The organism is Rhodoferax fermentans, assembly GCF_002017865.1.
In the GTDB taxonomy this organism is placed as follows: Bacteria; Pseudomonadota; Gammaproteobacteria; order Burkholderiales; family Burkholderiaceae_C; genus Rhodoferax; species Rhodoferax fermentans.
This window is the reverse complement of sequence record NZ_MTJN01000002.1, coordinates 1,387,743-1,412,070: the sequence shown is the minus strand read 5'-3', so window position 1 is coordinate 1,412,070 and position 24,328 is coordinate 1,387,743. Positions and strand designations below refer to the sequence as shown.

Genomic DNA, 24,328 nt, shown 5'->3' with positions numbered 1-24,328 from the left:
CCAAGCGCGGGATGGGCAGCCGCTCAGCCCCGCAGGGGGCTCAAGCCATCGGCTCAGGCTTCGAGCCGGTAGTGCAGGCGCAGGTGCTGTTTGAACTGCTTGATGATCAGCAAGGCGTCCTTGAGCAGGTCGCGGTCGAGGGTGCCCAAGGTGTTGAGCTCAATCAGGTTGCTGATGGGTTGCCCGAGGGACTGCTGGCGCAGGTTGTTGCGCAGTTTCATCGCCATCAGCAGGTGCAAGGTTTCTACCAGATCACGCACCAGCGCTGTCGGCAACAGCTGTCGGTGGCCCAGTTCCTGCAGCCGCTCGACCGTACCCAGTGTCTCCAGCCGATGCTCCAGGGCCAGGGCACGGGTGCCGTGCACGATCGGGAAGGTGCCGATTTTTTTCAGGTCAAAGGTCTCTGGCTCGCTGATCTGCAATTTGGTGATGCGGCTCCACCAGCCTTGTGTGGGCTCGGCAAACTGGTCGATGGCGCTGGCCATGCGGGCCATGTAAGACAGGCTGCCGGTGGCCAGGTTCAGCGCATGTTCGCGGGCGTTGGCCAGCAGCGAGGCGTCGCCAGCAATGGCCCGGGCGTCCAGAAAAATGGCCAGGTTCATCTTGCCCTCGGGGTCCGCGTCAAACAACCACTGGGTTATGGTCTCGCGAAAAGCCGCCAGGGATTGGCACCACAGCGGGTTGGTGATCATGATGTTGCCCGGGCAAGGCGGGTAACCAAAGGTCAGCAGGGCGGCACTGAATTGACCGGTGATGCTGGCCAGATCGACACAGCTGTAGCCATCGCGCAGCAGCAGGGCGTTGTCCTGGTCTGTTTTGAGGATCTGTTCACTGCGGCCCTCGCTGCCCATCACCAGCAGGCAACTGTTTTGCTGCAACTCAGCGGGCGCCAGCAGCGACCACAAGCGGGCAAAAATCTGGCCATTGAGCTCACTCACCAGCTTGGAGATGATCTCGATGCGCATACCGCCACGCTGCAGCATCTTGATCGAGTCGTCCACCTGGTGCGCCGCTGCACGCAGATCGTCCACCGTGCGCGCCTGTTCCACCTGCAGTGTGATCAGATGCGAGTGGTTGGACATGAAACTCATCAGGTCGAGCTGGCTCAGCAGGCCCAGAATGGTGTCGCCGTCTTTCACCAGCACCCGGTGCACGCGGTGCCGCAACATGATCAGCAGGGCCTCAAACAGCTCGGCGTCCGGGCCCAGGGTAATCAGGTCAAAACGGGCGACATCCCTTATAGGTAATAGGTGGGGTGCTATAGGTTTTAATAAGGCATCACGCAGGTCGGTGGTGGTGAACATGCCGATGCGCTCGCCCCCCTGTTGCACATCACGTACCAGCGCGTTGGTCAATCTGTGCTCAGCCAGCAGGCGGCAGACCGACACCACGTCGAGCTGGCCATCCACATAAAAAGGCTTTTGCAAATAGGCGTCTTTGACGCGCACCAGCATCAGCGACATCAGTTCCCGGTTGTGGTCAATGTCCTCGTCATCGGCCAGATCGGTGGCCATGGCGGCAAACACCCGGGCACTGAAGCGCAGGTTGTTGGCCAGCAGTGGCATCAGGGTGGTTTTGGGGATCTGCCAGGCCAACACGTCATCCAGCGCCACCACACTGGCATGGTTGCGCTCGGTCAGTAAGGCGCGCCAGCTGATGGCTTCGCCCGAAGTCAACACATGCACATGGTCGTCTTCCTCCAGCTGAGCATGGCCATCGCGTATCACCCACAGATGCTGGGGCGTGCTGTCGGGCACCAGCAGCCGGTCTCCGGCGGTGATGCGCACATGCAACGCCACCTCGCGCAACTGGGTCTGTTCAGTGGCGTTGAGTTCGTTGAAGGGGGCGGTCTCAAAAGGAAAAATGAAAGACACGGTAGCTTTCAATCAAAAAAGGGCTGCAGACGATAGCGCCAGCAGCCCTTTGAACGGATGGCATCGCCAGCGTGAGTGGCTGGCGATGCTTTTTTGTCGTCAGTGGCCGGACGCGCCAGAGGCGCCGATACCGGTTTCCGAACGCACTTGCTGCGCCAGGAAACCATCGCGGTCTTTGGCCGCACGTGCACTCTTGTCCATCAGCGAGAACAACCAGATGCCAACAAAGCCGATGGTCATCGAGAACAGCGCTGGTGAGGTGTAGGGGAACAGGGCTGAACCTTTGGGGTTGCCCAGCGTGGCTTCCCACACCGAAGGCGACACCACGGTCAAGGCCACCGAGGAAATCAGACCCAAAAAGCCGCCGATCACAGCACCCCGGGTGGTGCAGTCTTTCCACAGCACCGACATGAACAACACCGGGAAGTTGGCCGAGGCCGCAATCGCAAACGCCAGCGACACCATGAAGGCGATGTTCTGTTTCTCGAACACGATGCCCAGTGTCACCGCCAGAATGCCGAGGCAAATGGTGGTGATTTTGGAGATACGCAGCTCATCGGCGCTGTTGGCCTTGCCTTGCTTGATCACGGTGGCATAAATGTCGTGTGACACAGCCGACGCGCCTGAGAGGGTCAAGCCTGCCACCACCGCCAGAATTGTGGCAAAAGCCACCGCCGAGATGAAACCCAGGAACACATTGCCACCCACCGCGTTGGCCAGGTGGATAGCGGCCATGTTGCCGCCGCCTTTGAGTGCGCCCTTGGCATCCAGGAACTCGGGGTTGGTCAGCACAAAGGTGATCGCGCCAAAACCGATGATGAAGGTCAGCAGGTAGAAGTAGCCGATCCAGCCGGTGGCCCACATCACCGAGCTGCGCGCCGCTTTGGCACTGGGCACGGTGAAGAAGCGCATCAGGATGTGGGGCAAACCAGCCGTACCAAACATCAGCGCCATACCAAAGCTGATCGCCGAGATCGGGTCTTTCACAAAGTTGCCTGGTCCCATGATGGACTGACCGGCCGCTGCGGCGACTTCGGCAATCTTGCCGTCTTTGAGTGCCAGGTCGGTCTTGATCTGTACGGCCGAGGCAAACATGGCTTCCGGGCTGAAGCCAAAGTGCCACAACACCGACAGCGCCATGAAGGACGCACCACCCAGCAACATGCAGGCCTTGATGATCTGCACCCAGGTGGTGGCCGTCATGCCGCCAAACAGCACGTAAATCATCATCAGCGCGCCCACGATGATCACCGCAATGTAGTACTCCAGACCAAATAGCAGCTTGATCAGCTGACCGGCACCCACCATCTGGGCGATCAGGTAAAACGCCACCACCACCAGCGTGCCGGAAGCCGCAAAAATCCGGATCGGCTTTTGCTCGAAGCGGAAGGCGGCCACGTCGGCAAAGGTGAATTTGCCCAGGTTACGCAGGCGCTCGGCCATCAGGAAGGTGATGACCGGCCAGCCCACCAGGAAGCCGATGGAGTAGATCAGGCCGTCAAACCCACTTGCCATCACGGCGGCAGAAATCCCCAGGAAGGATGCCGCCGACATGTAGTCGCCAGCAATCGCCAGGCCGTTCTGGAAGCCGGTGATGCCACCACCTGCGGTGTAGAAGTCAGCGGCCGATTTGGTTTTGGCGGCGGCCCACTTGGTGATGAACAGGGTGAACACCACAAAGGCGGCAAACATGATGATGGCCGTCCAGTTGGTCGCCTGTTTCTGGGCCTGGCCCAGGTCCGCGCCTGCAGACCAGGCGGCCGCTGACACGCCGAAGAGTGCCAGCAGGGTGAGGACTTGTCGGGTGGTATCGTTTTTGGTCATCATTTCAGTACCGCCTTGGTGATCTCTGCAGTCAGGTCGTCGTATTCGCTGTTGGCGCGTCGGACGTAGATGGCGGTGATGAGCACCGTGAACACAATGACACCAAAACCGATCGGGATGCCGATGGTCATGACGCCCGCACCGAGCTTGGTGGCCAGGAACTGCTTGTTGAATGCGACCAGCACGATGAAACCGTAATACACGATCATCATCGCCCAGGTCAGCGTCCAGCCAAAGCTGCTGCGTTTGGCTTTGAGCTCCTGATATTTCGGGTGGCTGATCACCCGCTGTATCAAATCGTCTTGCATGGTTTTGTCTCCTAATAATTGCTTCGACGGCCGGGAGGCTAAGTGGCACGTCTTACCAATTGCTGACCAAGTAGGCTGCCAACACCATGACTGGCTTTTCTGTGGCCTGCGCGAGGGCAAGACGCCGGGTTTTGCCTCAATTAACGGATGCGAGACTGGTTTCTGGATGTCTGTCTGTTTGGATGTGTTGCTTATATTTTTATAGCGATCATGACAATAAATATAAGGGCTTGGAGGCATTATTGTTGCTCTGTCTGATGTGTCAGGCAGATGTCTGGCGCGCCTTATGCCGGCCGGGCCAAGGGATGCGTCGGTGTTTTCCCTAGGGCGCTGTTGGTGTTGTGCATCAGCGGTCGACAAAACGTCTTGCTGGCCAAGTCCAGCGCAGGTTCTGGCTTGTTCTCTTGGGTGCTTCGCCTGCACAATGGCTGGCAAAACCAGACAAATGGAGACAAGCATGGATGTGGGGACAAACGGCTCGGTGCACAGGGTCGGTCAAACGGAGGCTGAGGCATGAGACTGGATCGTCGACTGGTGTGGGCCATGGGGGTGATGGCAGCGGCCAGCATCGTCTGGTTGCTGGTGACGATGGGCTTGTTGGTGATGGCCCTGGCAGCCGACCAGCGCGCGCTGGTTCTGGGGCAACTGGCACCGCAGTTGTGGCTGATTGGTTTGACCTGGCTGATGGGGCTGGTGGTGATTGCTGCCACTTTGCGTTGGCTGTTTCGGCGCTACGCCAGCGCACCTGCGCGTTTGCTGGAGCAAACCCGGGTGCTGCTGGCGGCAGAGCAGGCCGCCCCGATGCAGCACCAGGGCACCCACGAAACCCAGGAGCTGGCGCAGGTGGTGTTTCAGCTGGCCAGCCAGCGCGACCAGTTGCGCCGCGAGATGGCCAGCCAGGTGGCGCAAGCCAGCCTGGGCATCCAGCAGGAAAAAGACCGCCTGGCCGCGCTCATGGCCGAGCTGACCCAAAGTGTGGTGGTGTGCAACCTGGATGGCCGCATCCTGCTCTACAACAACCGGGCCCGGTTGCAGTTTCGTACCTTGTCCAATGTGCCCGCGCTGGCCGGTGGTGCTGAACTGGTGGGCATTGGCCGCTCGATCTACGCGGTGTTTGACCGTGCCCTGGTGGCGCACGCCATCGACAGCATCCAGCAGCGCCTGCTGCGTGGCGCCGCCAACCCGTCGGCCCAGTTTGTCACGAGCACCGCCGCCGGTCAGCTGCTCAAGGTGCAGATGGCGCCGGTGCGCACCAGCAACACCGAGGACGCCAACAACGCCCTGAGCGGGTTTGTGCTGATGCTCGACAACGTGACCCGGGCCTTTGAGGAGGAAAAGCGTCGCGACCAGATGCTGCACACGCTCACTCAGGGCTGTCGCGCCTCGCTGGCGGGCATGAAAACCGCATTGGCCACGCTGGAGGCCTCGGAGCTCACAGGTGAACCACGCGCGCGTCAGCGCCAGATCCTGCACGACGAGATGAACAGCATGGCCCAGCGCATCACCGACTTGGACAAACAGGCCAGCCATGGTCAGAGCACCCGCTGGCCGCTGGAGGAAATGCTGGGTGCCGACGTGTTGCTGGTGGCGCAGCAGCGCATTCAGAAACACTGCCAGCGCACGGTGTCACTGGAGCAGCTCGACGACAGCCTGTGGCTGCGGGTGGACAGCTACAGCCTGATCCAGGCGCTGGTGTATCTGTCGGCACGGCTGGTGGATGAGTTTGATGTCAGGTTCCTGCGCTTGCGGCTATTGTCCGAGAACGGCGTGGCCAAGCTTGACCTGATCTGGACCGACCAGGTGATGAGCACCGAAACCGTGATGATCTGGCAGATGGACAGCATGCAGATGGGCGCCGAGAGCACCCGTTTGAGTGTGCGCGATGTGGTCGAGCGCCATGGGGGTGAGCTGATCTTTGCGCGCGAGCGGGTGCGCCACGAGGCTTTTTTCCGTTTTGCTCTGCCCCAGGTGAATGTGCAGGACCTGCCCGAAACCGCCACGCTGGGGCACGGCGACAGCCGCCCCGAGTATTACGACTTCGACCTGTTCCAGAGCACCGACCAGACCAGCGCACTGGATGACCGCCGTCTGAATGAGCTGGCCTACACTGTGTTTGACACCGAAACCACGGGCCTGAACCCGTCCGAGGGGGATGAGATCATCCAGATCGGCGCCACCCGCTGTGTCAACGGCAAACTGCTGCGCCAGGAGAGTTTTGAGCAGTTGGTCAACCCCGGGCGACTGATTCCGGCCGCCACCATCCCGATCCACGGCATCACCCAGGAGATGGTCCGTGGCCAGCCCCGCATCACCGAGGTTTTGCCCGCGTTTCACCGCTTTGCCAGCGATACCGTGCTGGTGGCGCACAACGCGGCGTTTGACATGAAGTTCCTGCAGCTGCAGGAAGCAGCCACCGGCTTGAAGTTTGACCAGCCGGTGCTCGACACCTTGCTGCTCTCAGCCGTGGTGCACGCCAACCATGAAGAGCATCGGCTGGAGGTTCTGGCCGAGCGCTTCAACATCACCGTGCTGGGTCGCCACACCGCGCTGGGAGATGCCTTGGTCACCGCCGAGGTCTGGCTCAGGTTGATCCCGCTGCTGCAGGCCATGGGCATCACTACTTTGCGCCAGGCGCGTGAGGCGGCGCAGAAAACCTATTACGCCCGGCTGCGTTACTGAGGGGGCCCCCAGTGTTTGGCCTGGCGCCCGCCGTGGCCAAATTTGAGGATACGGGTGGCAATCACCGTTTCGGTCAGAAAACACAGCAGCGCCAGCAAAAAGCTGCCCACCCCCGACAGGAACAACACGGTGGCCACCTTGAAACTCTCGATTTCGGTGGTTTCACCGAGAAACAGCGCCATGATGGTCAGCCCGATCTGGATCGCACACAGGGTCAGCAAGCCAATACAGACGTTCACCAGGTTGCCGCGTTTGCGCAGCTGTTTGAGCTCGGCAATGATGGTGGGCATCGGGCAGTCGTGAGGAGCGGCTTCGATACGGCCCTCCAGCAGGCGGGCGCGGTCGATGATGCGCGCTAGCCGCCCGGCCACCGTGCCAATCATGCCTGCCACGGCGGTGAGCAAAAACACCGGCGCCACCGCCAGCTGGATACCGTGCGAGACGGCGCTGACATCTGTTGCAAAAAACATCTTGCCTCCCGAGGGGTCAGGTCAAACCACGTGGTGAAACGGTCAAAAACGCCGGGCATGGCGCACCAGTGCCCAGCAGGCGGCCAGTGCCAGCAGACTCAGCAGCAGCGGGAAACCCAGCGCGGGGGACCACTCGATCAACGCGCCAGACAGTGCCGAGGCCATCAGCCCGCCCAAAGTGTAGGTCAGCACCAGCACGGCGGTGCTGTTGACCAGGGTCAGCCCTTTTTCGCGGGCACCGATGTCGACCATGGCCAGGGTGTAGAGCGCACCACCTGCTGCACCCCAGACCGCCACCATGGGCCAGACCAGGACCTGGGCGCCGCTCACCCAGGGCAGCAGCAGGGTCGACAGCAGTATCATCGCGGCACACACCGCCATCAGTGTGCGCCTGCCTTGCGCCGGGTTGGCAAAACGGTCGGCCAGCAAACCCGAGGGCAGGGCGATCAAGGTGCCCCCCGCCCCACTGACGGCCACCAGCAGGGTCGCGGCGCTGGCGCTCAGGCCCAGTGACAGCCCGTACAGCGGCAGGATCGAGGCCAGGCCCAGCTCAAAAAAGCCACCCAGAAAACCGGCCAACATGATCACCGGGTGGGCCAGCACCGCCTGCCACAACCCGCGCAGGCCCACGCTGGCGCTGTGGCTGTCATGGTCGGGTGGCAGGCGTGGGATCAGCGCCGTCCAGGCCAGCCCGATGACCAGCAGTGCCACCACCAGCCACAAGGCCAGGGTGTTGTCGGGGCCGACCCAGGCCAGCAAGGTGGGGCCAATCACAAAGGTCAGGCCCACCAGCGTGGCGTAGGTGCCAATAAAGCGCCCGATTTTGCGCGGTGGTGCAAATTCGGCAATGAAGGCCTCGGCCAGCACCCAGCGCAGGCCACCGGTGATGCCCGCTGCCAGCTCCAGCACAAACCAGACCCACACCACATCGGTCAGCATAAAACCCAACGCCGCGATGATCGGCACGGTCGAGGCCACCCACATGGTTTGGCGTCGGCCCACGCGCTGGATCAGCTGCGAGGCAAACGGCGTCATGACAAAAATGCCCAGCCAGGTGGTGGCGGCAAACAAGCCCGCCACGGTGGTGGAGACCTGCACGTTTTTCAACATCAGCAGCATCAGCGGGCTGAGCATGAAGATGCCCGAGAGCTGGAACAGGGTCGAGCCAAACACCGCCAGCAGGCCGACCGGTGAACCCTGGCTGGGTGCCGAAAGAGGTGGGTGATTTGCGCTCATACCTGCCTCAGGCCAGACGTGCCTGCAAGATCGCGTGGGCTACCTCGGCAAAACCGGCGCCGCGTTCACCCACCGTCTCGTAACGCGGCCAGTGTTGTAACTGGCCATCAAACTGGTGGATGTTGGCCACCCCCACGCTGTGGGGAAAGTGGCGAAACATCAGCTGGTCGTTGGTCGAGTCACCCACATAGACCCAGCGATCCAGCTCATCGTCAAGGTTGCGATGAAACAGGGTGGCCACCATCCAGCGTGCCGCCGTCCACTTGTTGTGGCTGCCGTACCAGCCGTTGATGTGGATGCTGCTGACGGTGGCCTGCATGCCTTCGGACTGCATCAACGCCACCACCTGCGCCACCTTGTCCGGGGCCAGCGTCACACACTCGGCGTGGTCGATGGCGATGTCGGTCTCGCGTCCGGCGCTGTCTTGTGAGAGCGTCGTGCCGGGAATCTCGGACAGGATGCGCTGGGCCACTTGCTGTAGCTTCTGCGTGTTGATGACCCGCTCGGCGGCCTCGGTGTAATATATTTTTGATAGCTGTTGTCCCTTATCTAATAAGGGCTGGAGGCCATTTTGGCTTGTAAGTGTTGGCGCAAAGGCGACACCACCGTTTTCTGCCACCATCGCGTCCACCGCCCAGGCAGGCAAGCCGCGGGCGACATCGCCGTACGCATGGGGTTCACACCAGCCAATCGGCCGCCCGGTGATCGGGATCACCACCAAGCCGGCGGCTTTGAGGTCTGTCAAGGCATGCCGCGCATCGGGCGTGATGGCCTGGTGTGTGGTCAGGGTGTCGTCGATGTCGGTGAACACACCGATGATGCCCCGGCGCTGCGCCAGCGGCCAACTGGACAGCGGCAGCATCGGGTCGGGCATGTCAGCCAGCGCTCTGTAGCGCCAGCCCGGCGTGTTCACGCAGCGGGTGGAAGTGGATCTTGGGGAAACGCTCCTGCGCCAGGCGCACGTCGTAGGGGCTGGTGCACAGGTAGGCCAGGGTGTCGGCGGCGTCGCGCGCCATGCGCTGCGGGTAGGCGTTGACAAAGTCCTTGAGCTCCTGCGGTGTGTCAGCCGTGATCCAGCGCGCACCGGTGTACTGGCTGCTCTCGAGCCGCACATCGGCGTCGTACTCACTCTTGAGGCGGTGTTGCACCACCTCAAACTGCAACTGGCCGACCGCGCCGAGCAGCATGTTGCCACCCATCTCGGGGCGAAACACCTGGATCGCGCCTTCTTCACCCAGCTGGGCCAGACCCTGTTGCAGCTGTTTGGTGCGTAACGGGTTTTTCAGGATCACGGTGTTGAACATTTCGGGTGCAAAAAACGGCAGGCCGGTGAACAGCAGGTTGACCGAGCCGTCTGTGATGGTGTCACCCAGCTGCACACCGCCGTGGGTGGTGAAACCGACGATGTCCCCTGCGTAGGCTTCTTCCACCGCCTCGCGGCGTTGGCTCATGAAGGTCACCACACTGGTAGGGCGCAACTCTTTGGCGGTGCGCATCACCTTGAGCTTCATGCCCGGGGTGTATTTGCCACTGGCCATGCGCACAAAAGCGATGCGGTCGCGGTGGTTGGCGTCCATATTGGCCTGCACCTTGAACACCACACCACTGAAGGCATCGTCCTCGGGCTGCACCTGTTTGATCACCGGCTGTTTGTTGACCACAAAGCTGCTGGTGCGTGGGCCGGGCGAGGGCGCCAGATCCACCAGCGCGTCGAGCACTTCCATCACCCCGAAGTTGTTGACCCCCGAGCCAAAAAACACCGGCGTCTGTTTACCCGCCAAAAACGCCTCGCGGTCAAACGCGGGGGAGGCGCCGGTGGCCAGCTCCATGCTCTCCAGGGCGGTGAGCCACTCGCTGCCAAAACGTGCTTCCAGCGCGGCCGGGTCAGACAGGGGCATGGCGTCGAAGTCGTGCGGCAGACGTTCCGACCCCGACTCAAACACCGTCATGATCTGGGTGCGCAGGTTGATGATGCCGCCAAAGGTTTTGCCCTGACCGACCGGCCAGGTCATCGGCACACAAGGCATACCCAGCTCGCGCTCGACCTCGTCAAGAATGTCCAACGGGTCACGCACTTCGCGGTCCATCTTGTTGACGAAAGTGATGATCGGGGTGTCGCGCTGGCGGCAGACCTCAATCAGGCGGCGGGTCTGGGATTCGACCCCGTTGGCCGCGTCGATCACCATCAGCGCCGAGTCCACGGCGGTGAGCACGCGGTAGGTGTCTTCGGAGAAGTCCTTGTGGCCGGGGGTGTCGAGCAGGTTGACCACGTGGTCGCGGTAGACCATCTGCATCACGCTGGAGGCCACCGAGATGCCGCGTTGTTTTTCGATTTCCATCCAATCGCTGGTGGCGTGGCGGCTGGCCTTGCGCGCCTTCACCGAGCCAGCGATCTGGATCGCGCCAGAGAACAGCAAGAGCTTTTCGGTCAGCGTTGTTTTGCCTGCGTCCGGGTGGGAAATGATGGCAAACGTGCGGCGGCGGCGGGTTTCAAAAGCGTAAGTCACAGGAGATTCTCGGGTCGGCAGCGCGGGGCTGGGTCGGGCTTTTGACCTGGCTCAACTGGCCTAAGTAGGCTTTCATTGAGCCACGTCAATTTGAAGCGGTTTATATCTATTTTAAAGGGCGCTGGCTGACGTTTCCGGGCTGGGATTGGTGCTAAATTCGAAGCGCTACGGTGAACCTTATGGCCCACTGGCAGCGCGCTTCAGTGCACCTATTTTTGTAGTCTTCTTTGCAACAGCTGCTTCGGGTAACTCGCATTATGGCCATTCAAAACTTGCCCACCAACGTCTTTGCCGGGCAACGCCCGGGCACCTCTGGTCTTCGTAAAAAGGTTCCCGTTTTCATGCAGCCGATGTACCTGGAGAATTTTGTCCAGGCGCTGTTTGATGTGCTCAACGGCCTGGCGCCGGACGGCCAACTTGGCAGCGCACTTTATGGTCAGACGCTGGTCTTGGGGGGGGACGGCCGTTTCCACAATCGCGCGGCGGTCCAAACCATTTTGAAGCTTGCTGCAGCCAACGGGGTGCAGCGGGTGCTGTTGGGCCAGGGTGGCATTTTGTCGACCCCGGCGGTGAGCGCGGTGATCCGCCAGCGCCAGGCATTTGGCGGCATCGTGCTGTCTGCCAGTCACAACCCCGGTGGCCCGGACGGTGACTTTGGCATCAAATACAACGCCAGCAACGGCGGCCCCGCCAATGAAACCCTGACCGAGGCGGTGTACGCCCGCACACAAACCGTCAAGCGCGTGCTGATCAGCGACGCGCCGGACCTGGACATTGACACCTTGGGCTGCTTCCTGCTGGAGCAGATGCAGGTCGAAGTCATTGATTCGGTGGCGGATTACGCCGCCGTCATGCGCAGCCTGTTCGACTTTGACATGCTGCGCGGGATGTTCAAGCAAGGCTTCACCATGCGGGTGGATGCCATGAATGCGGTCGGTGGCCCGTATGCCAAAGCCATTCTGGAAGGTGAACTGGGCGCACCGGCGGGTACCGTGGTGAATGCGGTTCCGCTGGAAGATTTTGGCGGCCTGCACCCGGACCCGAATCCGGTCAATGCCGAGGACCTGATTGCACACATGATGGCTGCTGATGCGCCTGATTTTGGTGCGGCAATGGACGGCGATGCGGATCGCAACATGGTGCTGGGACGCAACTTTGTGGTGACGCCGTCAGACAGCCTCGCGTTGATGACCGCGCATGCCAAGCTGATACCTGGCTATAGCACTGGTCTGCTGGGCGTGGCTCGTTCCATGCCGACCTCGGCTGCGGTGGACCGGGTTGCCAAAGTCTTGGGCATTGACTGCTTCGAGACGCCCACCGGTTGGAAATTTTTTGGCAACCTGCTGGATGCCGGGCGCGTCACCCTGTGTGGCGAGGAAAGTTATGGTACAGGTTCCAGCCATGTGCGTGAAAAAGATGGACTGTGGGCCATTCTGTTCTGGCTGAGTTTGCAGGGGGCAACAGGGCGCTCGGTCGAGTCACTGGTGCGAGAGCACTGGCAAACCTATGGCCGCAACTATTACTCGCGACACGATTACGAGGCGATACCAACGGTGGTGGCCGATGCGCTGATGGCGGATCTGCGTGCTGCCTTGCCTGGGCTGAACGGCGCGCAGTTTGGGGCGCGCACGGTGACCGTTGCTGACGACTTTGCCTATACCGACCCGGTGGACGGTTCCGTGTCCGCCAAGCAGGGCGTGCGGATCATTTTTGACGACGGCGCGCGCGTCATCTTCAGGCTGTCGGGCACCGGCACCGAGGGTGCCACGCTGCGCATTTACCTCGAAAACTATGAGGCCGAGGTCGCGCAGCAGGACCATCCGGTGCAGGAGGCTTTGGCGGACCTGATCGCCCTTGCCGAACAGGTCGCCGGTGTGCGTGGTCGCACTGGCATGGCTGGGCCCACGGTGGCCACCTGAAGACAGATTTCATCGCATCCCAATCCCATTGAAAGTGAGTTGATCTTATGTTGAACGACATGGAACAGGCCCCTGAAACCCACCAGCTGGTGCGTCACACAGTGGCATTGGTGTTAGCCGGAGGGCGAGGATCCCGGCTCAAACAGCTGACAGATGCACGCGCCAAGCCGGCCGTGTATTTTGGTGGCAAGTTCCGCATCATCGACTTTGCCTTGTCCAACTGCCTGAATTCCGGCATCCGTCGCATGGCGGTGGTCACCCAGTACAAGTCGCACTCGCTGATGCGTCACATGCAGCGTGGCTGGAGTTTTTTGCGGGCTGAACTCAATGAGATGGTGGATTTGCTGCCCGCGCAACAACGTGCGGGGGAAGAGCATTGGTACCGTGGTACGGCCGACGCCATCTTTCAGAATCTGGACATCATTCAGTCCAGCAACCCGAAGTACATCGTCATTCTGGCGGGTGATCATGTGTACAAAATGGACTACTCGATCATGGTCCGGGACCATGTGGTGCGTGGTGCGGGCTGTACCGTGGGTTGTATTGAGGTGCCGCGCGCCGAAGCCAGCGCTTTCGGCGTGATGGCGATTGACGACCAACGCCAGATCACGGCGTTTGTCGAGAAACCGGCCGACCCGCCGCCGATGCCTGGCAATGATGATGTTTCTCTGGCCAGCATGGGTATCTATGTGTTTGACGCTGAGTACCTTTACCGGCTGCTCGAGGCGGACCTGGCCAACCCCGAGTCGGAGCATGATTTCGGCAAGAACGTGATTCCTGCTGCCGTGGCTGATGGGCGGGCTTTGGCGCATCCGTTTGGATTGTCCTGCGTGTCGCGTGTGCAGGGTGCCGAGCCCTACTGGCGCGATGTGGGCACGATCGATGCCTTCTGGTCGGCCAATCTGGATTTGGCTTCGACAGTACCTGAGCTGGACATTTACGATACCGACTGGCCCATCTGGACCTACCAGCGCCAGTTGCCTCCGGCCAAATTTGTGCCCGATACCTTGGGGCAGAATGGGGTGGCGGTGAATACGCTGGTGTCGGGGGGATGTATCGTGTCGGGCTCGTATGTGGCACATTCCGTGCTATTTTCAGAAGTACGGGTGCACTCGTTCTGCCGCATCGATGAAGCGGTGGTACTGCCCGATGTCACGATCCAGCGCAATTGCCGCCTGCGCCGGGTGGTGATTGACCGGGGCTGCAATATTCCCGAAGGACTGGTGGTGGGTGAAGACCCGGCGCTCGACGCGCAGCGGTTTGAGCGCACCGAAGGCGGTGTGGTGTTGATCACACCTGCGATGTTGGCCAAGCTTTAAGTAGAGAGTTTCCTCAATGAATGTGTTGCAAGTCAGTGCCGAGATTTTTCCCTTGCTCAAAACGGGAGGGCTTGCGGACATCGCTGGGGCTTTGCCTAGCGCTTTGCAGTCGGTGGGTTGCCAGGTGCGTGTGGTGTTGCCCGGCTTTCCGGCCATCCTGGCGGATTTGACCGACTCCTGGGTGCTGGCCGAGCTGACGGCACCCTGGGGGGAGCGTTTGCAGGTTCGTCAAGGTCGGCTGCGCACACTGGAGCTGGATGCTTACGTGATTGACTTGCCGCATCTTTACGAGCGTCCTGGCAGTCCCTACGAGGATGCCTGGCGGCAGCCCTACGCCGACAACCACCGGCGGTTTGCGTTGTTGGGCTGGGTCGCGGCGCAACTGGCGCATGGACTGGATCCGCACTGGCAACCGCAGGTGGTGCATAGCCATGACTGGCATGCGGGGTTGACCTCGGCTTACATGGCTTTCATGCCGCATCGTTCGCCGCGAGTTGCCACTGTTTTTACCGTGCACAACCTGGCCTACCAGGGGGTGTTTTCACCGGCCTGCTTCTACGAATTGGGCTTGCCGCATGCCGCTTTTGCGGTCAACGGCGTCGAGTTTTATGGCCAGGTGTCTTTCATGAAGGCGGGCTTGTACTACGCGGACCACATCACCACGGTCAGTCCGACCTACGCACGTGAAATCCAAACCCCCGAACAGGGATGCGGATTTGATGGCCTGCTACGCACACGCTCAGGGGCTTTGTCAGGCATTTTGAATGCGGTGGACGATGCCGTGTGGAACCCTGCGACAGACCCGTATGTGACGGACACCTACGATGTGGATCACCTGGGAGGCAAGGCGCGTTGCAAGGCGAGCCTTCAGCAAGAACTGGGCTTGTCCGTACAGTCCGAAACCCCCTTGTTTGGTATCGTCAGTCGGTTGACCGGCCAGAAGGGCTTGCACCTGGTGTTGGGTGCACTCGATTTTGTGTTGTCGCGGGGCGGGCAACTGGTGTTGCTGGGCACAGGTGAAGCGCATCTGGAATCCATTTTCAAGGCCAAGGCAGCGCAATACCCGCAAGCGGTATCGGTTCGTATTGGTTATGACGAGGCCTATGCCCACCGGGTTTTTGCTGCAACCGATGTCACACTGGTGCCCTCGCAGTTTGAGCCCTGTGGGTTGACGCAGATGTACGGTCTGAAATACGGCAGTCTGCCCTTGGTGCATCGGGTTGGCGGACTGGCCGACACCGTGGTTGATTGTTCTCTGGAAAACCTGGCAGAAGGGCGGGCGAACGGTTTTGTCTTTGACGACTTCAACCAGCCAGCGCTGGAGCGCGCCATGGCACGCGCCTTTGCGCTGTATGCCCGCAAGACTGAGTGGAAAAAGGTGCGTGCCTGCGGCATGCGCCAGGATCTGGGTTGGCAAAGTGCTGCCCGCCAGTACGTGACTTTGTACCAGCATTTGTACGCGTAAGCTTTTTGGTCTGTGACAGGGGCGTTTCTGGTTTGGGGCCAGAAGCCCCGTTTTCTTTTGTTTGGACAAGCGAATGCCAAATTCTTTGATGGATCTGCGCCGAGCCGGTGTGGTGCTACATCCTACTTCCTTGCCCGGCCCGCACGGTTCAGGCGACCTGGGTCCGAACGCGTACTATTTTGTAGACTGGTTGAACAAGGCCGGGCAGACGTTGTGGCAAACCCTGCCTTTGGGCCCTGTGGGGCCGGGTTTTTCGCCTTATATGGGCAGTTCGGTGTTTGCTGGCAACCCGATGCTGGTGGCATTCGAGCCGTTGGCAGACCGCGGCTGGCTAGTCGCTGAGAGTCTGCAGGTGACCTTTGATGACGTGAAGGTGGACTATCCAGAAGTTTTGCCCTGGCGCATGGCCAGACTGCGCGAAGCTTTCAGCGGGTTCGTAGCCCGGGCGACGCCGCAGGACCATGAAGCGCAGGCGCAGTGGATTGCTTCGCAGCAGGTGTGGCTGGAAGATTACGCGTTGTTCATGGCGCTGGATCAAGCCCATGCGCCGCTGCTGTGGCCCCAATGGCCGTCGCCCTTGGCGCAACGCGAGCCGCAGGCCCTGGCCAATGCGCGGCTGGAGTTCGCCAATGAGCTGGCGTTTTGGCGCTTTGTGCAATGGCAGTTTGACAGCCAGTGGCAAGCCCTCAAGTCCTACGCCCACAGCAAGGGTGTTCTGATGGTTGGCGATTTGCCGATTTTTGTGGCCCACCATGGTGCAGATTGTTGGGCTCGCCCTGATTTGTACTTGCTCGATGCCAGTGGCCAGCCACGTGTGGTGGCCGGGGTGCCACCTGATTTTTTCTCGTCCACCGGCCAGCGCTGGGGCAACCCGCTGTACAACTGGGAAACCATGCAGACTGACGGCTACCTCTGGTGGGTGGAGCGTGTCAGGCGACAACTGGCTTTGGCCGATGTGATCCGAATCGATCACTTTCGGGGGTTCATGGACTACTGGGAAATCCCGGCAGACGAGCCGACTGCCGTCAAGGGGCGTTGGCAGAACGGTCCCGGCGATGCCCTCTTTGACGCCCTGACTCAGGCGCTGGGCCCCTTGCCCATCATTGCGGAAGACCTAGGCATCATCACCGAGGCGGTGGTCCGGCTGCGTGAACGCACCGGATTTCCCGGCATGCGGGTATTGCAGTTCGCGTTCTCTGGCGATGCGCATCACCCGTTTCTACCGCACAACTTCGAACCCAACACGGTGGTCTACACCGGCACACACGACAACGACACGGTGTTGGGCTGGTGGGACAGTTGCAGCGACCATGAGCGGGCTTTTGTGCAACGCTACCTGGACCTTGAGGGCGCCGATGTGACATGGGCCTTGCTGCGCGCTGCGTCGATGTCGGTGGCCCGTCTGTCCCTGTGCCAGTTCCAGGATATCCTGGAACTGGGCACTGAACACCGCATGAATGTGCCCGGCACCACCTCGGGTTGCTGGACATGGCGCTTTTCGTGGGACTGGGTCGCCCCACAGGCTTCGGTGAAGCTGGCGCACATCACTGCGGCCAGCGCTCGTGTCGGATTCGAGCGGCTGGACTTGGCCGCCTGAAGCCGCCGCGTCGGTCAGCCACGCTGGCAAGCTGTGGTCAATTGCGCGCGATGATCTGTTGAAGCAGAAGCAGGCTGTGTGCTGCCACGGGTAGCTCCGAGGTTCCTGCGCCCTGCCAGTCAGCCAAACCCAGCGGGTGACTGCTGTCGAGCAGACCTTGCCAGTGGCCCCTGGGCAGAACAAAGTGCTCGGGGTGAGCCGCATTGTTGACCAGCAAAAGCAAGGGTGATCCGGAAGAGCCGGGTTTGCCAATCAGGCAGCCCAGGGCGCGGCGCTGAGGCAGCTGCCAGGCTGAACCCTGCAGCACGCTGCCGTCCGCATTCCACCACGACAGGTCATAGATACCCTCGGCATCGGCAATGCCGCTGTACCAGACATTGGCGAAAGGCTGCAAGCGATGTCGCAGACTGATCACATGCCGGGTAAATGCCAGCAACTCGGTGTCAATCTGTGACCAGTCAATCCAGGTGGTGGCATTGTCCTGGCAGTAGGGGTTGTTGTTGCCATCCTGGGTGTGGCCCAGCTCGTCACCCGCACACAGCATGGGTGTACCTTGCGCCAGCAGGTTGGTCGCCAGCAGGGCGCGCTGCAGCAACTGGCGAAGCTGCTGAACCTGGGCGTCGTTGCTGGGGCCTTCCTCACCGCAGTTGAAGTTGAGGTTGTTGCCTTGGCCATCCCGGTTGTTTTCACCGTTGGCCAGGTTGTGGCGGTGGTTGTAACTCAGCAAATCCAGCAGGGTGAAACCATCGTGAGAAATCACATAGTTGACTGACTCGGCGGGTTCGCGTCGGCGCGCCTGGTACAAGTCTGACGAACCACACAGCCGCATCGCAAATTCGCCCAGGGTGCCGCCACTGCCCGCCGCATGGGGTGAGGCCACACTCTGCACCCAGAAACGCCGCATGCCGTCGCGGAAATGGTCATTCCATTCCAGCCAGCCACGCGGAAACTGGCCCACCTGATACCCGCCCGGTCCGATGTCCCAGGGCTCGGCGATCATCTTGACGCGACACAGCACGGGGTCCTGGGCCACCGCTGCAAAAAACGCAGCCTGTGCAGAAAAACCGCTGTCGGTTCGCCCCAGCACGGTGGCCAGGTCAAACCGGAAGCCATCCACGTGCATCTCGCTGACCCAATAACGCAGGCTGTCCATCACCAGCTGAAGCACCCGGGGTTGCCGGATGTCCAGGGTGTTGCCGCAGCCGCTGAAGTTCTCGTAATGGCTCAGGTCGTTGGGGACCAGGCGGTAATAGCTGACATTGTCCAGCCCGCGAAAACTCAGTGTGGGGCCGTTGTGGTCCGCCTCGGCAGTGTGGTTGTAGACCACATCAAGGATCACCTCCAGCCCGGCCGCATGCAAACTGCGCACCATGCTGCGGAACTCGTCACGCGGGGACTGCCCGTCGTGCCCGCTGGCCAAGCGGGGGTTCGGACAGAAAAAACCCAGGGTGTTGTAGCCCCAGTAATTGCTCAGGCCCATGTCGATCAGGCGCTCTTCACTGAGGTGGTAGTGCACGGGCAGCAGGCTGACGGCGGTGACACCCAGGGTCTTCAGGTGCTGGACGGCGGCGGGGTGCCCCAAACCCGCAAACGTGCCACGCAGTTTCTCCGGTATCTCCGGGTGGGTTTGGGTGAAGCCCTTGACATGGCATTCGTAGATGATGGAATTGGCCAGGGGAATCGTTGGCGGGCGGTCACCTCGCCAGTCGAAGGTGTCATGCACAACCCGCGCCTTGAGCGCCATGGCCGCGTTGTCCCGGGTGTCCAGGTGGCGTGGGTGCATCCGATCCGGTGCAAAGTGTTCGTCGGCCCAGATGAACTCACCCACAATCTCCCGTGCATAAGGATCAAGCAGCAGTTTCGACGCATCGAAGCGGTGACCACGGTCGGGTCGCCAGGGGCCCGAGGCCCGCAAACCAAAGACCAGTCCTGGCTGGGCGTTGGGCAGATAGGCGTGCCAGATATCACCGGTGCGGCCGCGCAAGCGTAGTCGGGCCAGCTCCTGGGTGCCGTGGTTGTCGAACAGGCACAAGTCGATCGCTTGGGCATGTGTGGAGAACACGGCAAAGTTGATGCCCTTCCCGTCAAAGTGGGCGCCCAGCGGCCAGGCTTGCCCCAGTTGTGTGGCCGAGGTATTTAAGCGGTCCATTTCAGGAACACCGTAGACAGAGGGGGAATGGTCAATGTGATGGAGTTCAATTTGCCGTGCCAGGCAATGGGGTCTGTCAGGTTGCCCGTGGCCAGCGCGCAGACATTGCTGCCACCGTAGGCCGCCCAGTCGGTGTTCAGCAACTCCTGGTAACAGCCCGGGCGGGGTACGCCCAGCCGGTAGTCGGTCCAGACGTTGGGGGTGAAGTTGCACAGCACCACCACAAAACTGGCTTGATCGGCAGCCCAGCGAACGAAGCTCAGCAGTGAGCGCTGGTTGTCAGCGTGGTCGATCCACTCGAAGCCGGCAGGCACAAAGTCTTGCTGGTAGAGCGCTGGTGTGGCGCGATAGAGGTGGTTGAGGTCGCGCATCAAACACTGCACGCCAGCGTGCTGTGGGTTGTCCAGCAGATGCCAGTCCAGGCTCTGGTCATGGTTCCACTCGCGTTCTTGCGCAAACTCACAACCCATGAACAACAGCTTTTTGCCGGGGTGGCCAAACATGTAGCCGAGGAACGCGCGTACGTTGGCAAACTGTTGCCAGCGGTCTCCCGGCATCTTGTTCAGCAGGGAGCCCTTGCCGTGCACCACTTCGTCGTGCGAGATCGGCAAAACGAAGTTTTCGTTGAACGCATAGACCAGACTGAAGGTCATCTCACCCTGGTGGTGCTGTCGGTAGATGGGATCACGCGCCATATACGCCAGACTGTCGTGCATCCAGCCCATGTTCCACTTGTAATGGAAGCCCAGGCCACCCGCAAAGGTCGGGCGTGACACGGCTGGGTAGGCGGTGGACTCTTCGGCCAAGGTGATGGCCTGTTCGCGCTCTACACCCACCACCTCGTTCATGCGTTTCAGGAAAGAAATGGCTTCCAGGTTTTCGCGGCCTCCGTAGATGTTGGGAATCCACTGACCGTCCTGGCGGCTGTAGTCGCGGTACAACATGGAAGCCACGGCGTCCACGCGCAAACCATCCACGCCAAAACGCTCCAGCCAGTACAAGGCATTGCCAACCAGGAAGTTGCGCACCTCGGTGCGACCCAGGTTGTAGATCAGGGTGTTCCAGTCGTTGTGGAAGCCTTCACGCGGGTCGGCGTACTCGTACAAATGGGTGCCATCAAAGTTGGCCAGGCCATGGGCGTCGGTCGGGAAGTGGGCCGGAACCCAGTCCAGGATCAGGCCGATGCCTGCCTCATGGCAGCGGGCCACCAGTCGGCCAAAACCCGCCGCATCGCCAAAACGGGCGGTGGGGGCGTACAACCCGATCGGCTGGTAACCCCAGGAGCCATCAAACGGGTGCTCGCTGACGGGCAACAGCTCCAGGTGGGTGAAGCCCATGTCTTTGGCATAAGGCACCAAGGTGTCCGCGAGTTCATCCCAGTTGAGCCAGCGGTTGCCATCTTCGGTGACGCGTCGCCACGAGCCCAGATGCACCTCGTAAATACTCACCGGCGCATCCAGCGCGTTGGCGACTTTGCGTGCCGGGGATGGGCTCACCATCTCCGGTAATTGGCCGACCACACTGGCCGTCGCCGGGCGCAACTCCGACTGCAGGGCATACGGGTCGGCACGTGCGGGCAATACTTGTCCGTGCTGGTCGCGTACCTCGTACTTGTACAAGGCACCAACGCTCACCTCGGGTAGGAACAGCTCCCAGACACCACATTCGCGGCGCAAACGCATCGGGTGGCGCCGTCCATCCCAGAAATTGAAATCTCCCACCACACTCACGCGGGATGCGTTGGGTGCCCAGACGGCAAAACGGGTGCCAGAGATACCTTCCATGGTGCAGGCCTGTGCGCCCAACACCTCAAAGGGCCGCAAATGCGTGCCTTCACTCAGCAGCCAGACATCCATCTCGCCCAGCACCAACGGAAAGCGGTAGGGGTCTTCCAGCCGACTGCTCAGGCCGCTGGCCCACTGCACCTGCAACTGGTAGGGGGTGTCGCGCCGGGCGTTGATCAGGCCTTCAAAAAAGCCATCGGCATGTAGCTGCGTCAAGTCACCCAGGGGCGCGCCATCCGGGCTGAGCACGGTCACCGAGTTGGCTGACGGCAGGAAGCAGCGCACCGAAGTCTTGCCCCCTTTGCTGCGGTGTGGCCCCAAGATGGCGAAAGGGTCGCTGTGGCTGCCTCGACAAACCCGGTCGATATCGTGGGATGACAACATAAAAAAATCTTTCGTGAGACAGCAAGCTGCCTGGCTTTCTGATGCACCAGCCCGATCAATAGGGGGCTGGTGTCACGCGCCAGATTTGGCGAGCATACTCCCCAATTGTGCGGTCCGACGAGAAAACACCCATGCCCGCCACATTGGCAATCGCACGTTGGCTCCACAGCTCAGGTTGGCGGTAAACACCATCAACCTGTTGCTGTGTCGCAACATAGGACGCATAGTCTGCCAGCAGCAGGTAATGGTCACCACCCCACACCAGCGAGTTGATCAGGGCGCTGTAACGGCCCGGCTCATCGGGCGAAAACTCCCCTTCACCAATGGCGTTGAGCACCGCCTTGAGTGTCGGGTTGCCCTCGTAATAATTCAGCGGGTGATAACCGGTCACACGCAGATCACGCACCTCCGGCGTTTTGAGGCCGAAGATGAAAATGTTGTCATCCCCCACGTTCTGGCGGATCTCGATGTTGGCGCCATCGTCGGTGCCAATCGTCAGTGCGCCATTGAGTGCCAGCTTCATGTTGCCGGTGCCCGAGGCCTCGGTGCCTGCTGTTGAAATCTGCTCGGACAAATCAGCGCCCGGCATGATGATCTCTGCCACCGATACGCCGTAGTTCGGGATAAACACCACCTTGAGTTTGTCGCCGATACGTTCGTCATTGTTGACGGTCAAGCCCACATCGTGGATCAGTCGGATGATGGATTTGGCCGCCACATAACTCGATGCGGCTTTGCCCGCAAAAATCACGGTGCGCGGCACCCAGGGTGCATCCGGGTTGGCCAGAATGGCCTGGTAGCGGGTCACCACGTGCAGCACATTGAGCAACTGGCGTTTGTACTCGTGGATACGTTTGACCTGCACGTCAAACAGGCTGTCGGGGCTGACCACCACGCCGGTGGTTTCTTTGATGAGATGGGCCAGGCGCACCTTGTTGTAGCGCTTGATGGCCCGGAACTGTTCTCTGAAAGCTGCATCACCCTGGTGCTCTTTGAGGCCTTGCAACTTGTTCAGATCAAGCCGCCAGCCTGAGCCCAGGCTGGCATCCAACAGCTTGGACAGGCTCGGGTTGGCCTGGGCCAGCCAGCGCCTGGGGGTCACACCGTTGGTCATGTTGGTGAAGCGGTGTGGCCACAGGGATGCAAAGTCGGTGAAGATGGTGCGCACCAGCAACTCAGAGTGCAGGGCCGACACCCCGTTGATCTGATGGCTGCCCACCACACTCAAGTGCGCCATACGCACGCGGCGCTCACCGGTCTCGTCAATGAGCGACAGGCGTTTGAGGAACTCCTGGTCACCCGGGCGAAAACGCGCTGCCTGATCCAGAAACTCCTTGTTGATGCGAAAGATGATTTCCAGGTGGCGCGGCAGCACATGCTGGATCAGCGACACCGGCCAGGTTTCGAGCGCCTCGGGCATCAAGGTGTGGTTGGTGTACGAGAATGTTTTGCCACACAGTGCCCAGGCTTTGTCCCACAGCATGTCGTGTTCATCACACAAGATACGCATCAACTCGGCCACACCAATGGCGGGGTGGGTGTCGTTGAGGTGGATGGCCACATGCTCCGCCAGGTTGTCCAGGGTGTGGTGCTCATCCAGGTGCCGTTTGATCAGATCCTGCATGGATGCGGCGACAAAGAAATACTCCTGCTTGAGCCGCAACTCACGCCCGGCCGGGGTGCTGTCATTGGGGTAGAGCACCCACGAGATGTTCTCGTACTCGTTTTTGGCCGCCGCCGCGCGGGCGTAGTCGCCGGTGTTGAAGGCGCCCAGATCGATGTGGTCAGGCGCCACCGCCTTCCACAGGCGCAGCGTGCTGACTTTGTGGGTGCCGTGCCCTGGCACCACCATGTCGTAGGCCTTGGCCGCCACTTCACCCGCATGTTTCCAGACCACCTTGCCATCCTCATGGGCGACCCAGCCACCAAAACGCACCGGGTAGGTGAGTTCGGCCCGGGGGAACTCCCAGGGGGTGCCGTCTTTGAGCCAGGAGTCAGGGTATTCCACCTGGTTGCCGCCCTGAATCTCCTGCGCAAACATGCCGTATTCGTATCGGATGCCATAACCAAACGAGGGCAGGCCGAGGGTGGCCATGGAGTCGAGGAAACAGGCCGCCAGGCGACCCAGGCCACCGTTGCCCAAGGCGGCATCGGGTTCACATCCGGTCAGGTCTTCCAGGTTTTTGGCGTGTTGCAGCGCTCCGGCCGCCGCACCCTCGGTGAGATTGAGCGCAGCCAGGGCGTTGGACAGGGTGCGCCCCATCAGGAATTCCATCGACAGGTAGACCACCCGTCGGGCCTTGTGTTTGCGTTCTTCCCGCTGGGTGTGCACCCAGCGCTCGGACAGTTGCGCCCGTGCCACTTGCGCCACGGCCTGCATCATCTCGCTGCTCGACGCAGCCCCGGGATCTGCGCCGACCGTGTGCAGCAAATGGCTGTTGATGTCCTTGCTGATATCGGGGCTTTGGGGTTTGGCGGAGGTGTTCAAGGGCATTCCTTTGGTGGTTTAACGAACGGGTTCGTTTGAGGGGCTATTTTGCACGCTGAGAATCACAAATCACGCACAGAAGTTACTGAGTGGTTACCTAGCAATTTGCCGGCCAGTTTGCGAGCCTCTGGGTGAGCCTGTGCGCTGGTGTGCCAAATACCTATAATCGCGCACTTCCGAGGAGCGTTGCAACTCACATGATGGCTGTTTTGTCACCATGCTGAGTGAGGCTCGGACCCCGCTGTTGTTTTTTGCACAGCGTTTCACAACGGCGCTCACCCACCGTTCGTGTGTGGTGAGTCTTTTTCCCAGATTCACTTCTCAC

At 60.9% G+C, this 24,328-nt stretch carries 15 protein-coding genes and 1 riboswitch; of the genes, 5 read left to right on the top strand and 10 right to left on the bottom strand.

What is annotated here, in order from left to right:
• Positions 1–53 precede the first annotated feature (53 nt).
• The 3 genes from RF819_RS06825 to RF819_RS06815 all read right to left on the bottom strand — a co-directional run bounded on the left by RF819_RS06825 (position 54) and on the right by RF819_RS06815 (position 4,006).
• Complete coding sequence (locus RF819_RS06825; RefSeq protein WP_078366812.1) at positions 54–1,874, bottom strand: DUF294 nucleotidyltransferase-like domain-containing protein; 1,821 nt, start codon at positions 1,872–1,874, stop codon at positions 54–56.
• Between the two features lie 99 nt (positions 1,875–1,973).
• Positions 1,974–3,698, bottom strand: coding sequence for a cation acetate symporter (locus RF819_RS06820; protein ID WP_143541810.1), 1,725 nt, complete (start codon positions 3,696–3,698; stop codon positions 1,974–1,976).
• Positions 3,698–4,006, bottom strand: coding sequence for a DUF485 domain-containing protein (locus tag RF819_RS06815; RefSeq protein WP_078364285.1), 309 nt, complete (start codon positions 4,004–4,006; stop codon positions 3,698–3,700). The genes RF819_RS06820 and RF819_RS06815 overlap by 1 nt, the downstream gene beginning before the upstream one ends.
• 513 nt (positions 4,007–4,519) lie before the next feature.
• On the opposite strand from RF819_RS06815, the gene RF819_RS06810 reads away from it, so the two are divergent.
• Positions 4,520–6,685: a 3'-5' exonuclease gene (locus tag RF819_RS06810; protein WP_078364284.1), complete on the top strand. Its 2,166-nt coding sequence runs from the start codon at positions 4,520–4,522 to the stop codon at positions 6,683–6,685.
• Here the strand turns inward: RF819_RS06810 and RF819_RS06805 are convergent.
• The 4 genes from RF819_RS06805 to RF819_RS06790 are packed head-to-tail and all read right to left on the bottom strand — an operon-like array spanning position 6,679 to position 10,898.
• Complete coding sequence (locus tag RF819_RS06805; RefSeq protein ID WP_078364283.1) at positions 6,679–7,155, bottom strand: DUF2721 domain-containing protein; 477 nt, start codon at positions 7,153–7,155, stop codon at positions 6,679–6,681. The two genes, RF819_RS06810 and RF819_RS06805, sit on opposite strands and share 7 nt — an antisense overlap.
• Positions 7,156–7,197: 42 nt before the next feature.
• Positions 7,198–8,391, bottom strand: coding sequence for an MFS transporter (locus RF819_RS06800; protein ID WP_078364282.1), 1,194 nt, complete (start codon positions 8,389–8,391; stop codon positions 7,198–7,200).
• 7 nt (positions 8,392–8,398) lie between these two features.
• Complete coding sequence (locus tag RF819_RS06795; protein ID WP_078366811.1) at positions 8,399–9,253, bottom strand: HAD-IIB family hydrolase; 855 nt, start codon at positions 9,251–9,253, stop codon at positions 8,399–8,401.
• A 13-nt stretch (positions 9,254–9,266) separates the two neighbouring features.
• Complete coding sequence (locus RF819_RS06790) at positions 9,267–10,898, bottom strand: peptide chain release factor 3 (protein WP_078364281.1); 1,632 nt, start codon at positions 10,896–10,898, stop codon at positions 9,267–9,269.
• Between the two features lie 257 nt (positions 10,899–11,155).
• Between RF819_RS06790 and RF819_RS06785 the strand changes: the two genes are divergently transcribed.
• From RF819_RS06785 to malQ, 4 genes are all read left to right on the top strand, one after another.
• Positions 11,156–12,817, top strand: a complete 1,662-nt coding sequence (locus RF819_RS06785; protein ID WP_078364280.1) for an alpha-D-glucose phosphate-specific phosphoglucomutase — start codon at positions 11,156–11,158, stop codon at positions 12,815–12,817.
• Between the two features lie 47 nt (positions 12,818–12,864).
• Positions 12,865–14,136 carry a glucose-1-phosphate adenylyltransferase gene (gene glgC, locus RF819_RS06780; protein ID WP_078364279.1) on the top strand — a complete coding sequence of 424 codons (1,272 nt, stop codon included), beginning with the start codon at positions 12,865–12,867 and terminating at the stop codon, positions 14,134–14,136.
• Between the two features lie 16 nt (positions 14,137–14,152).
• The gene (gene glgA / locus RF819_RS06775) at positions 14,153–15,601 is read left to right on the top strand and encodes a glycogen synthase GlgA (protein WP_078364278.1); all 1,449 of its coding nucleotides are present in this window, start codon (positions 14,153–14,155) and stop codon (positions 15,599–15,601) included.
• 73 nt (positions 15,602–15,674) lie between these two features.
• Complete coding sequence (malQ, locus tag RF819_RS06770; protein WP_078364277.1) at positions 15,675–17,198, top strand: 4-alpha-glucanotransferase; 1,524 nt, start codon at positions 15,675–15,677, stop codon at positions 17,196–17,198.
• Between the two features lie 37 nt (positions 17,199–17,235).
• Here the strand turns inward: malQ and glgX are convergent, their stop codons facing one another.
• Genes glgX through RF819_RS06755 form a run of 3 tightly spaced genes read right to left on the bottom strand, consistent with a single transcriptional unit; the run spans position 17,236 to position 24,009 of the window.
• Entirely contained in the window at positions 17,236–19,347 is a 2,112-nt protein-coding gene (glgX, locus tag RF819_RS06765) for a glycogen debranching protein GlgX (RefSeq protein ID WP_078364276.1), read from the bottom strand.
• Entirely contained in the window at positions 19,335–21,515 is a 2,181-nt protein-coding gene (glgB, locus tag RF819_RS06760) for a 1,4-alpha-glucan branching protein GlgB (protein ID WP_078364275.1), read from the bottom strand. Before glgB ends, glgX begins: the two co-directional genes overlap by 13 nt.
• Positions 21,516–21,570: 55 nt before the next feature.
• Positions 21,571–24,009 (bottom strand): glycogen/starch/alpha-glucan phosphorylase, encoded by a 2,439-nt coding sequence (locus RF819_RS06755; RefSeq protein WP_078364274.1) that lies wholly within the window; start codon positions 24,007–24,009, stop codon positions 21,571–21,573.
• A 166-nt stretch (positions 24,010–24,175) separates the two neighbouring features.
• A riboswitch (S-adenosyl-L-homocysteine riboswitch) is annotated at positions 24,176–24,287 on the top strand.
• The last annotated feature ends 41 nt before the right edge of the window (positions 24,288–24,328 follow it).